Annotated in this window: 12 protein-coding genes; 8 read left to right on the forward strand and 4 right to left on the reverse strand. The window is 70.4% G+C overall.

Going from position 1 to position 10,938, the window contains the following annotated elements; translation table 11 throughout:
• Positions 1 to 43: 43 nt before the first annotated feature.
• The 3 genes from nagB to EUC46_RS11260 all read left to right on the forward strand — a co-directional run bounded on the left by nagB (position 44) and on the right by EUC46_RS11260 (position 3,107).
• Complete coding sequence (gene nagB / locus EUC46_RS11250) at positions 44 to 778, forward strand: glucosamine-6-phosphate deaminase (RefSeq protein ID WP_128774252.1); 735 nt, start codon at positions 44 to 46, stop codon at positions 776 to 778.
• A gap of 161 nt (positions 779 to 939) precedes the next feature.
• A complete protein-coding gene (locus EUC46_RS11255) occupies positions 940 to 1,299 on the forward strand; it encodes a DUF3039 domain-containing protein (RefSeq protein ID WP_128774253.1) in 360 nt (119 codons plus the stop codon).
• Entirely contained in the window at positions 1,296 to 3,107 is a 1,812-nt protein-coding gene (locus EUC46_RS11260; RefSeq protein WP_277750492.1) for a DEAD/DEAH box helicase, read from the forward strand. Before EUC46_RS11255 ends, EUC46_RS11260 begins: the two co-directional genes overlap by 4 nt.
• Positions 3,108 to 3,316: 209 nt before the next feature.
• Here the strand turns inward: EUC46_RS11260 and EUC46_RS11265 are convergent, their stop codons facing one another.
• A complete protein-coding gene (locus tag EUC46_RS11265; RefSeq protein ID WP_128774255.1) occupies positions 3,317 to 4,705 on the reverse strand; it encodes a nicotinate phosphoribosyltransferase in 1,389 nt (462 codons plus the stop codon).
• 60 nt (positions 4,706 to 4,765) lie between these two features.
• Here EUC46_RS11265 and clpS point away from each other — a divergent pair, with 60 nt between their 5' ends.
• The 5 genes from clpS to EUC46_RS11290 are packed head-to-tail and all read left to right on the forward strand — an operon-like array spanning position 4,766 to position 8,144.
• Positions 4,766 to 5,089: an ATP-dependent Clp protease adapter ClpS gene (gene clpS, locus EUC46_RS11270; RefSeq protein WP_128774256.1), complete on the forward strand. Its 324-nt coding sequence runs from the start codon at positions 4,766 to 4,768 to the stop codon at positions 5,087 to 5,089.
• Positions 5,089 to 5,805 carry a DUF2017 family protein gene (locus EUC46_RS11275; RefSeq protein ID WP_128774257.1) on the forward strand — a complete coding sequence of 239 codons (717 nt, stop codon included), beginning with the start codon at positions 5,089 to 5,091 and terminating at the stop codon, positions 5,803 to 5,805. The genes clpS and EUC46_RS11275 overlap by 1 nt, the downstream gene beginning before the upstream one ends.
• Positions 5,806 to 5,847: 42 nt before the next feature.
• The gene (murI, locus tag EUC46_RS11280) at positions 5,848 to 6,678 is read left to right on the forward strand and encodes a glutamate racemase (RefSeq protein WP_241655550.1); all 831 of its coding nucleotides are present in this window, start codon (positions 5,848 to 5,850) and stop codon (positions 6,676 to 6,678) included.
• A 54-nt stretch (positions 6,679 to 6,732) separates the two neighbouring features.
• On the forward strand, positions 6,733 to 7,527 hold the full coding sequence (locus EUC46_RS11285) for an MBL fold metallo-hydrolase (RefSeq protein WP_128774259.1): 795 nt from the start codon (positions 6,733 to 6,735) through the stop codon (positions 7,525 to 7,527).
• Positions 7,528 to 7,529: 2 nt separating this feature from the next.
• Positions 7,530 to 8,144, forward strand: a complete 615-nt coding sequence (locus tag EUC46_RS11290) for a DUF3054 domain-containing protein (protein ID WP_241655548.1) — start codon at positions 7,530 to 7,532, stop codon at positions 8,142 to 8,144.
• Between the two features lie 179 nt (positions 8,145 to 8,323).
• On the opposite strand, the gene rdgB is transcribed toward EUC46_RS11290, so the two are convergent.
• The 3 genes from rdgB to EUC46_RS11305 form a co-directional block, all read right to left on the reverse strand.
• Positions 8,324 to 8,968, reverse strand: coding sequence for an RdgB/HAM1 family non-canonical purine NTP pyrophosphatase (rdgB, locus tag EUC46_RS11295; RefSeq protein ID WP_128774260.1), 645 nt, complete (start codon positions 8,966 to 8,968; stop codon positions 8,324 to 8,326).
• Between the two features lie 128 nt (positions 8,969 to 9,096).
• Positions 9,097 to 9,891, reverse strand: a complete 795-nt coding sequence (gene rph, locus EUC46_RS11300; protein WP_128774261.1) for a ribonuclease PH — start codon at positions 9,889 to 9,891, stop codon at positions 9,097 to 9,099.
• A complete protein-coding gene (locus EUC46_RS11305; RefSeq protein ID WP_128774262.1) occupies positions 9,884 to 10,762 on the reverse strand; it encodes a potassium channel family protein in 879 nt (292 codons plus the stop codon). The genes rph and EUC46_RS11305 overlap by 8 nt, the downstream gene beginning before the upstream one ends.
• Positions 10,763 to 10,938: the final 176 nt, after the last annotated feature.

The following is a 10,938-nucleotide window of genomic DNA, read 5'->3' on the forward strand; positions in this document are numbered from 1 at the left end:
CGGATCAGCGCGGCGCTAGTTGTCTCACACCGGAGGAAGCACTGTGGAGTTCATTGTCCTGGACCACGCCGAGGCCATTGCCCAGAAGGCCGCTGACGCCATCGAGGAGCTTTTGGCCTCCAAGCCCAATGCCGTCCTGGGCACCGCCACCGGCTCCAGCCCCCTGCCCCTGTACGACGAGCTCGCTGCCCGCTGCGCCGCCGGGCGCATCTCCTTCGCCGGCGTCACCGGCTTCATGCTCGACGAGTACGTGGGCCTGCCCGAGGGGCACCCCGAGCGCTACGCCACCTTCATGGAGCGCAACCTGCGCTCGCGGGTCGACATGCGCCCTGGTGCCCTGCACGGCCCCGACGCCCTGGCCGAGGACCTTGAGGCCGCCTGCGCCGCCTATGAGGAGCAGATGCGCGCCGCCGGCTACTGCGACCTGCAGATCCTGGGCATTGGCACCGACGGCCACATCGGTTTCAACGAGCCCGGCGGTCCTTTGGACTCCCGTACGCACGTCGGGGTCCTGGCCGAGCAGACCCGCCGCGACAACGCCCGATTCTTCGACGGTGACGTTGACGCCGTCCCCACCCACTGCCTGACCCAGGGCCTGGCCACCATTATGGAGGCCCGCAAGCTCGTGCTCATTGCCACGGGCCGCAACAAGGCTGAGGCCATTGCTCAACTTATTGAGGGCGAGGTCAGTGCGGACTGGCCGGCCACTGTGATGCAGCGTCACAGCGACGCCCTGGTCCTGGTCGACCCCGAGGCCGCCAGCCTCCTGAGTCGCTGAGATACGGCACTGGAGTCGCCCGGGCGGCGGGGAGGCCGGCCACCGGCAGTCCAATGTCCAGGGCGCGGCCCGCCGACCAGGTGATGCCGGGTAGTGCTTAGGAGAGTCTCCCCACAGGGTCGGCCCCGTGGCGCACCCCGGCCCCGGCCTACACTGACCCTATGAGCGAACCCCTCGACACGTCAGACCCCGCAGGCCCGGGCGCCCCTAGCAGCCCCTCCCTGGAGCCCAGCCGGTCCGCGGGCACGGCCGTGCTCGAGCGCGAGGAGCTCCAGTCCACCGACAACGGCGACGCGGACCGCTTCGCCCACTACGTGCGCAAGGACAAGATCGCCGCGGCCGCCGTCACCGGCCGCCCCGTCGTCGCCCTGTGCGGCAAGGTGTGGCGGCCGGGCCGCGACCCGTCGAAGTACCCCGTATGCCCCACCTGCAAGGAGATATTCGAGCAGATGCGACCCGGTGGCGAGGGCGGCGGAGGGCCGCGGCGCCCACGCTTCCCTTTCGGCCGGGGCGGTCAGTGAGAGCCCGGCGTAGCCAGGCCACCGCGAACCCGACCCAGCCCTCGATCTTCGCCGCGGAGAATCTCTCCCCGGCCTACCCGCAGCGCGCCGCCTGGGGCACGTCGCGGCCCCTGCGCGCCTGGCAGGCCGCGGCCCTCGAGCGCTACATGACCACTATGCCGCAGGACTTCCTGGCGGTGGCCACCCCTGGGGCCGGAAAGACCACCTTCGCCCTGCGCGTGGCCGTCGAGCTGCTGCGGGCCGGGGAGGTCCACAAGGTGACTGTCGTGTGCCCCACTGAGCACTTGAAGTTCCAGTGGGCGGAAGCAGCCGCGAAAGTCGGTATTCGCATTGACCCCTCCTTCACCAATAGCCAGGGTGCTCTGGGCTCCCGGTTCGATGGTGTGGCCCTGACGTACGCGCAGGTCGCCGCCAACGCCAACCTCCACCGGGCTCGCACTGACACCACCCGCACTCTGGTGATTCTCGATGAGATCCACCACGGCGGGGACGCCCTGAGCTGGGGGGAGGCCATCCGAGAGGCCTTCACCCCCGCCCGGCGCCGCCTCGCCCTGACCGGCACCCCCTTCAGGAGCGACACCGCCCCCATCCCCTTTGTGCGCTACGTCGAAGACTCCGCCGGCGTCAAGCGCTCGAAGGCCGACTACTCCTACGGCTATGCCGACGCCCTGCGCGACGGCGTCGTCCGCCCCGTCATGTTCATGTCCTACTCGGGGCAGATGCGCTGGCGCACGCGCGCCGGCGACGAGGCCGCCGCGCGGCTGGGGGAGCCACTGACGAAGGACATGGAGTCCCAGGCCTGGCGTACCGCCCTGGATCCCAAAGGGGAGTGGATCCCCGCCGTCCTGGCCGCGGCCGACCAGCGCCTGAGCGAGGTGCGCCGCCAGGTGCCCGACGCCGGGGGACTGGTGATCGCCTCCAACCAGTCCACGGCCCGCGCCTACGGGCGTGCGCTGCACGCCATCACCGGTCAGGAACCCACCGTCGTACTCTCCGACGACTCCGGGGCCTCCAGCCGCATTGAAACCTTCGCCGCCTCCACCGACCGGTGGATGGTGGCGGTGCGCATGGTCTCCGAGGGCGTGGATGTTCCGCGCCTGGTCGTGGGCGTCTACGCCACCTCCGCCTCCACCCCCCTGTTCTTCGCCCAGGCCGTGGGGCGTTTTGTGCGCTCACGCGCCCGGGGGGAAACCGCCTCGGTGTTTCTGCCCTCGGTCACCCCCTTGCTGGGGCTCGCGGGCGAGATGGAGGTCGCCCGCGATCACGCCCTGAACGCCTCTAGGAAGGACGACGGCGATCACGTCTTCTCCCCGGAGGATCGGCTCATGGCCGAGGCCAACAAGCAGGAGCAGGCCAGCGCCGACCTCCTGCCCGGCTTCGAGGCCATGGGCAGCCAGGCCGAGTTCGACCGCGTCCTGTTCGACGGCGGCGAGTTCGGCACCGGCGCCGTGGTGGGCAGTGTAGAGGAGCAGGACTACCTGGGGCTGCCCGGCCTCCTGGAGCCCGAGCAGGTCACCGCCCTGCTGCGCCAGCGCCAGGACAAGCAGATCGCCGCCCAGAAGAAGCAGGCCGCAGCGGCCCAGCGGCAGGCGAATTCCGGCGTCGACGACGCCCGGCGGCGCGCCGCCGCCCGCAAGGAGCTCTCCAGCCTCGTGGCCGCCTGGGCGCGGCGCTCCGGCCAGCCCCACGGCGTGGTCCACAACGAGCTGCGCCGCGTCTGCGGTGGCCCTGAGGTGGCCGCCGCCTCCACTGAGGAGATCGAGCGGCGCGTGGAGACCCTGCGCCGCTGGTTCGTCGGCAGGCGGTGAGCCCCGCCCGCTGGCCCCACAGCCGGCCGGGGCGAGTGGCCCTGGCCCTCCCGGTGGCCGAGGCCACCCTCGCCCTGGTCCGCGCCGCCCCGGAGCGGGGCCGGTGAGTGCCGAGGCCGATGACGGGCGGGCCGGGGCCCTCGCCCGCACCCACCTGGTCGTGTTATCTGGTCGGTGACGGGCGAGGACGGCCTTGACGCCGGCCCGCCTCAGCGCCGGGTGGCGGAGCGGTTGTCCAAGTCCACATGGCGGGTGGGGATGGCCGCCTCCCCCTCGCTCAGGCGCCAGGCGTCATAGGGCAACTCGGCGCGTGCCACCCGATGCCGCTCAGCCGCCGCCGCCAAGGCCTCCGGACCGCGGTGCTCCTCCACGATCCGTCCCTGGTCGATCAGCGTGACCTGGAGCGGGCGCGCCCCGGCCTGCGCCAGAGCCGCCAGGCCCTCGTCTTTGCTCGCGGCACAAACCAGGAGCTCCTCGCTGGCTGATCCTCCCGCGTCGTGCAGGCGCCCGGCCCACTTGCGCCCGCCCACCGTGGACTTGCCGCCCGTGGAGAACTTGGCAACCTCCTCCATGGCCCCATCGGCGCCCTGGCGCTCCACCAGCTTGTAAACCAGTGCCGCCGTCGGCCGCCCCGAGCCCGTCACCAGCTTGGTGCCCACGCCGTAGGAGTCCACTGGGGCCGCCCCCAGGGCGGCGATCGCGTACTCGTCCAGGTCGTTGGTCACCGTTATTCTCGTACTCGTGGCCCCCAGGGCGTCCAGTTGGGCGCGGACCTTAAAGGCCTCGGCCACAAGGTCCCCGGAGTCCAGACGGATCGCTCCGAGCTCGCCCCCGGCGGCCCGGGCCGCCGCCACGGCCCGCTCCACGCCGGTGGCGATGTCGTAGGTGTCCACCAGGACTGTCGTGGAGGGCCCCAGGCTCGCCACCTGCGCGGCGAAGGCCTCCTCCTCAGAGTCGTGGACCAGGGTGAAGGAATGGGCGGAGGTGCCGAAGGTGGGGATGCCGTAGAGGAGTCCGGCTTCTAGACAGGAGGTGCCCACGAAGCCCCCCACCACCGAGGCGCGGGCGGCGGCGACCGCAGCCCGCTCGTGGGCCCGGCGCGCCCCGAAGTCCACACAGGGGCGCCCATGGGCCGCGATCGTCATGCGGGAGGCTGCTGTGGCCACTGCGCAGTCATAGTTGTAGACGGACAGGGCCAGGGTCTCCAGGATGCAGGCCTCGGCGAAGGTGCCCTCCACGGTCAGCAGCGGGGAGCCCGCGAAGTAGCATTCGCCCTCGGCATAGCCGCGGATGGTGCCGGTGAAGCGGTAGTCGCGCAGGTAGTCCAAGGTGGTGTCGTCCACGACCTCGGTGCGGTGCAGGAAGTCGATCTGCTCAGCGGTGAAGGCGAAGGCCTCGATGGCGTCCAGGAGGCGCCCGGTCCCGGCGACGACGCCGTAGCGGCGCGAGGCGGGCAAGCGGCGGCCGAAGAGCTCGAAGATGCTGGCGCGCTCGGCAACCCCGGAGCGCAGGGCCCCCTGGAGCATGGTCAACTCGTACATGTCGGTGAGCAGGGAGGTGCTGGGCGTCGGCGCAGCAGTCGACTGAGCTGGTGTCATGACACCAACCTAGTCCTTCTTCCCCGTCACGGCGAGGCCGACCACCGATACTCTGGTCTCATGGCCATGCCAGCGCCCGTGACCGAGCCCGACATCCGCGAGGAGCAACGCGCCGTGAGCCATCGCTTGTGGCGCACGGTGGTCCACGACGACCCCATTAACACCATGAACTATGTCACCTGGGTGTTCCACAGCTACTTCGGTTTCCCCCTGCCGGTGGCTGAGCAGCGCATGATGCAGGTTCACACCACGGGCCGCGCCACCGTCTCCCGCGGCCCGCGCGAGCACATGGAGGTCGATGTCACCGCCATGCACTCTTACGGGCTGCGCGCCACCATCGAGCCCCTGAGCGAGGACTCCGACGCCGAGCCGGAGGCCGGCTAATGCACGCCTTTAAGAAGTGCGAACAGGGGTGGGTCAGCCGGCTGGAACGCTGGGAGCAGGCCTTGCTGCGGACCCTGGTCCTCCAGGTGGTCGAGATCCTGGCCGTCGGCGGCGCCGGCGAAGGGCCCGGGCCCCGCCCCGGTACCGGCGTGCGCGCTAGTGAGAGCCGGCACGACGCGGAGGTGCTCGCGGCCCTCGACTTCGACGTGGGACCGGAGCCGGCCGGTGGGGGGCCGGGCAACGGGCCCGGGCGGCGGACCGACGGCCCTCAGGCCGCCATGGTTCTGGGCGGGGCGACCCCGGCCGACCGAGCCGACTGGGATCAACTCCTTGAGGCGCTGCTGCCCGACGCCTCCGAGGATCCCGAAGTGGCCTTATCGGTGGCGCAGATGGCGCGGGAGCACCTGCGCCACCTCAAGTACGAGCGCCTGGTGGACCTGGCCGCTGAGATTCACCAGCCCAGTGGCCCGGAGGGCGGCGTCCTGGTCCCTTTCGGGAAGGAGTCGCAGTGGCTCAGCGGACTCAATGACATCCGTCTCGCCCTGGCGCGCGCCCTGAGAATTACGGGTCCCGAGGAGGCTGAGGCGGTCTACGTTCTTGCCTGCCAGGACGCGCCCGAACGCATTCAGGAGCGCCAGCGCCAGGTGCTGGCCATTGGCTACTCCATGCTCACCTGGTGGCAGGAATCACTGGTATCGGTGATGCTTCGCCGATGAGGCCCGCATAGTCTCAACAGCGTGAACAACGCTGCCATCGGAATGTTCGACTCCGGGGTGGGGGGGCTGACGGTGGCCCGTGCGGTGCTCGACCAGCTCCCCCATGAGCAGGTCCTCTACATTGGGGACACCGCTAACGGGCCCTACGGGCCCCGCCCTATTAACGAGGTTCGCGCCCTCGCCCTCAAGGTCATGGACGAGCTCGTCGATTCCGGTGTCAAGCTCCTGGTCATCGCCTGCAATACCGCCACTGCGGCGGTTCTGCACGACGCGCGCGAACGCTACACCGGTTCCAAGGGCGTGCCGGTGATCGACGTTATCCACCCGGCGGCGCGCACGGCCGCCCAGGTGACTCGCAACGGCCGTATTGGCCTTATCGCCACCCGGGGCACCGTGGACTCGCGCGCCTACGACGACGCCCTCGCCGCTGTCCCCGGAGTCGACCTGTTCCAGCAGGCCTGTCCCCGCTTCGTGGAGTTCGCGGAGCAGGGCGTGACCACCGGCCCGGAGGTGCTTCGGGTCGCCGAGGAGTACCTGGCGCCTGTCAAGTCCGCCGGCGTGGACACCCTCATCCTGGGGTGCACCCACTACCCGCTGCTGGCCGGCCCGGTCTCCTACGTCATGGGGGAGGAGGTCGCTTTGGTGACGTCCTCTGACGAGACCGCCAAGGACGTTTACCGGGCCCTGGCCAAGCGCGACTTGCTGCGCGGCGCCCACGCCCCCGGCCCTCACCACGAATTCCGGGTCACCGGCGACCCGGAGGCATTCGCCCGACTAGCCAGACGATTCTTGGGGCCGGAGGTGACCAGCGTGACTCGAACCGGTCTTGACCCCGTGGCGGCCTCGGCCTTTCATGATATTGGGCCTCGCTAGCTCTGTGCTTCTCGCCTGCGTACCCGCCCTTTTTCCACCACGCAAGGACTTTGCATGAAGCTCACCGTCATCGGCTGCTCCGGATCCATGTCCGGGCCCAGGACCGCCGCCTCCTCCTATCTGGTTCAGGCTCGCGGTCAAGGCGTCGATGGCGTGCAACGAACCTTCTCGGTGGTCATGGACCTGGGGCCGGGGTCAATGGGGCAGCTGCTGCGCCACCTTGATCCCCTTGACCTTGACGCCCTGTGCATCACCCACTGCCATGCCGACCACATGGTCGACATGGTGGGCATGCACGTCTACCGCCGCTGGAACCCCACGGGGGCGCTTCCCCCCGTGCTCACCGTGGGCCCCACCGAGCTGCTGGCCCGGCTCCAAGGCGTTGACGGCACCCCGCCCAGTGAAACCTACTCCACCGAGTTCACCTTTCGCACCGCCGTGCCCGGCATGACGTTTAATGTCGGCCCGATGAAGATCACCCCCTTCGCGGCCATGCACCCGGTGGAGGCTTACGGTTATCGCATAGAGGGCCCGTCGGAGTTCCGCCGAAGCCGCGCATCCTTGGCCTACACCGGGGACACCGATTTGTGCCGGGGAATCGAGGCCATGTCCGCGGGCGTCGATCTACTGCTGGCCGAGGCCGCCTTCGTCGAAGGGCGCGACAACTTGCGCGGCATGCACCTGACCGGGCGGCGCGCCGGCCAGCTCGCCGCCACCGCCGGCGTGAAGCGGCTGGTGCTCACCCACATTCAACCGTGGACCGACCCGGCCGTGCCCGTGGCCGAGGCCGCGGCGCTCTATTCCGGCCCGCTGGAGGCCGCCGCCGCCGGGGCCACCTGGGAGATCTGAGCGTGGACGATAGCCGGGGGATCGGCGGGGCCGCCGGGGCCCGCAATGGACGGACCGGCGGGGCTCCTCGACGTCGTATTTCCTACACCCCCGCCCTGCCTGATGGCGAGGACTGCCCGTGGACTCGGGGCCGCAGCACCCGCTGGTGGCTGGTTCTGCCGGCGGACCTGGTGGCAGTGGCCCTTGTGGCGGCCTTCTCGGCCGCATCCGCCCGGGCACTGGACCAGGCTCCGTCTTGGGCCGCGCAGGGTGCGGTGAGCGTGGCCCTGGGCTGGGCGGTGACGTGGCTCGTGGCCCGCCGTCGAGCCGGCGGGCACCACCTGGAGCTCGCTTGGCCGCAGGGGGCGCTGGTGGTGGGCGTCAGTGCGGCGGCGTGGACACTGATACATGCCGTGCTGTGCGGTGGGAGGGGTTTAGGCGACTGGGTCGGGATGACTCTCGCCTTCCTGGTGGTGTTCCTGGGCGGATGGCGTTGGCTTTACGGCTACGTTAAGGCGCACGACTCCCTCGTTCCCCGGGGCGTGGCCCGTCGTATTGCCGAGCAGGAGGCCGCGGACGCCGGTGGGCCCAAGAACCCCAAGAACCCCAAGAACACGGAGACGCCAGGGCGGCACTGAACCCCACCGGCTCAGCCCCACCAGCTCACTGAAGAGGCCGTGGGCCGGTCCCTGACCCCCTGATGAGGATCTCGCGGGCCCGGATTACCGCGCCGGCGGTGCCCGAAGCGGAGGACGCGCATCCGCCCCTCCCGGCTCGGCTTCATATAGGCCAGACTGCCCGTCAGTGTCGGAGGGGCTTAACTCAACAGTTCAGCCAGGGCGGGGGCCAGGGCGCGCAGAGCCTGGCCCCGGTGGGAGATAGCGTTCTTCTCCGCGGGGTCCATCTGCGCCGTCGTGCGCCCCGAACCGCCGGGGGCGTCCTCGGAGGCGGGCACGAAGATCGGGTCGTAGCCGAAACCGCCTTCGCCGGCCGGTTCATGGGCCAAGCGCCCCTCCATGGAGCGCTCAACCACCGTGGGCCCGGCCTGCCCGGGCGCCACCAGTACGGCCGCGCAGGTGAAGCGCGCCGTGCGGTGCGGGTCGGACACGTCGGCTATCTGGTCCAGCAGGAGCCGCAAATTCGCGGCGTCGTCCCCATGGCGCCCGCACCAGCGGGCCGAGAAGATGCCGGGTGCGCCGCCAAGCACGTCCACGCACAGGCCCGAGTCGTCGGCCACTGCGGGCAGGCCCGTGGCCATGGACAGCGCGCGCGCCTTGAGCAGGGCGTTGTCGACAAAACTCACCCCGTCTTCGACCGGCTCGGGCACCTCCAGGAGGGCTGCGGAGATGACTGCCCGCGGGTCCAACCCTGGCGCCAGGGGCTCCAGGATGGCGCGCAGCTCGGCCAGCTTGCCCTGGTTGTGGGTGGCCAGCACCAGGCGGGCCCCGCCGGGCACCGTCACGTCAGCGCCGGTAGGGCCGGGGGCGTGGCCGCCCGGGCCGCCGCCGCCGGGCGGACAGGATCCACCGGCTGGAGCGGTAAGACCACCACCATGGTGCGCCGGGGAGGAGCGTCCAAGAGCCGGGCCGCTCACGCCGCCCCCTCGTCGGTGCTGGAGACGGTCAGGACCTCCCCGCGCCGGCCGGCCAGGGCCCGGGCCTGGAGGGCCGCCAACTCGGCGTTGCCCTTGGCCGCCAGGTCCAGCAGGGCGTTAAGGTCGGCGCGGTCGAAGGGGGCGTGTTCAGCGGTGCCCTGCACCTCAATGAAACGGCCCTGCCCGGTCTGGACCACGTTCATGTCGGTGAGAGCGCGCACGTCCTCCTCATAGGGCAGGTCCAGGCAGGGAGAGCCGGCGACAATGCCCACCGAGATCGCCGACAAGGAGTCGGCCAGCACCGGGCGGCCGGCCTTGGGTTTAACCAGGCCCTGCGCAGTGCCCCAGGCCACCGCATCGGCCAGGGCCACATAGGCGCCGGTAATGGCGGCGGTGCGGGTGCCGCCGTCGGCCTGGAGGACGTCGCAGTCCACGGCAATGGTGTTCTCACCCAGGGCGGCCACATCAATAATGCCGCGCAAGGAGCGGCCAATGAGCCGGGAGATCTCATGGGTGCGCCCGCCCACCTTCCCGCGCACCGATTCGCGGCCGCTGCGCTCGGAGCCGGCGCGCGGCAGCATCGCGTACTCGGCGGTCACCCAGCCCTCACCACCGCCCTTGCGCCAGCGGGGGACCCCCTGGGTGAAGGAGGCGGCGCACAGTACGCGGGTACGGCCGAAGGAGATGAGGGCCGAGCCCTCGGCGTGGTCCAGCCAGTGTCGGGTGATGGTCACGGGGCGCAGCTCGTCCGCGGCGCGACCGTCCTTGCGGGTCATGGGCGTGTCAGTCACGGGGGTCAGGGTACTCGGCGTCGTCTTCGCGCCTGAAGGAGCGGTCAGGCGTTCCGGGAGCCTGCTCGGTCGCCGTCGGGCCGGCCTCCCGCTGGGCCATTAGCCGGTGCAGCTCGTCAACCTCTTGGCGCAGCCGGTGGATGTCGGCGCGGGTCGCGGCCTGGGAGGCCTCATCCGCGTCGGCGACCTTTTCCACTAGCCAGGAGGCGATCATGGCCGTGACTGTGCCCAGCAGCGCGATCCCACAGACCATGAGCGCCGCGGCGATCCAGCGCCCCGTCGCGGTCACTGGGGCCATATCCCCGTACCCCACCGTCGTAATGGTCACGCAGGCCCACCAAAGCGCTTCCTCAATGGAGTCAATAGCCGAGTCGGGGGCCGCCCGCTCGGCATCGAGTACGGCGAGCGAGGCGGTGACAATGATCATCATCACCGATGAGACCGCGTACGCCGTGATCCGCCCCCGCAGTGCCAAGCCCGCCTGCCGGTTGAGCACGTCGAGCAGGGTCAGCAGGCGCAGCAGCCTGAGGGACCGGAACATGGGCAGGACGACGGTGGCCAGGGAAAAGAGGTGATGCAGGAACCACTTGCCCCGATGGCGGGCCAGGGCCAGGCGCACCAGGTAATCAATAGCGAAAACGGTCCATATTGCGTCCTGGGTGAAGCGGCACAGGCGCAAGATGTCCCCGGTAACAGTGGGGTAGAGGATGGGCAGGGCGTAGGCGGCCAGGAAGCATACGGACAGGGCGATGAACAACGGCTCGATGGTCTGCTCCCAGCGCTGCAGGCGCGAACCCTCCTCGACGCCCGCCGTCGACCGGGGCGCCCGGGGGCCGGTACTGGGAGGGCGATCAAATGCCTCGTTGTTCATCTCCCGATCATAGGCGGTCATATTGTGTTGGCAGAGGGACTCGGGGCAATCCTTGGTGTCAAGGGGTGGAAGCAACGAGGAGGCGTTCGAAGGCTTCTCGTGGGGTGAGGTAGTTCAGGGTGGCGCGGGGGCGTTCACCCGTGTTCTTCGGCGATGGCGGTCAGGTAGGGCTGGTG

Source organism: Actinomyces oricola, assembly GCF_004104015.1.
Lineage (GTDB): Bacteria > Actinomycetota > Actinomycetes > Actinomycetales > Actinomycetaceae > Actinomyces > Actinomyces oricola.

Excerpts from the sequence above, each read along its gene's own strand:
- EUC46_RS11275 (WP_128774257.1), top strand. The coding sequence starts at position 5,089 with ATGCACGCCTTTAAGAAGTGCGAACAGGGGTGGGTCAGCCGGCTGGAA.
- EUC46_RS11305 (WP_128774262.1), bottom strand. The coding sequence starts at position 10,762 with ATGAACAACGAGGCATTTGATCGCCCTCCCAGTACCGGCCCCCGGGCG.
- EUC46_RS11285 (WP_128774259.1), top strand. The coding sequence starts at position 6,733 with ATGAAGCTCACCGTCATCGGCTGCTCCGGATCCATGTCCGGGCCCAGG.
- EUC46_RS11265 (WP_128774255.1), bottom strand. The coding sequence starts at position 4,705 with ATGACACCAGCTCAGTCGACTGCTGCGCCGACGCCCAGCACCTCCCTG.
- clpS (WP_128774256.1), top strand. The coding sequence starts at position 4,766 with ATGGCCATGCCAGCGCCCGTGACCGAGCCCGACATCCGCGAGGAGCAA.
- murI (WP_241655550.1), top strand. The coding sequence starts at position 5,848 with ATGTTCGACTCCGGGGTGGGGGGGCTGACGGTGGCCCGTGCGGTGCTC.
- EUC46_RS11255 (WP_128774253.1), top strand. The coding sequence starts at position 940 with ATGAGCGAACCCCTCGACACGTCAGACCCCGCAGGCCCGGGCGCCCCT.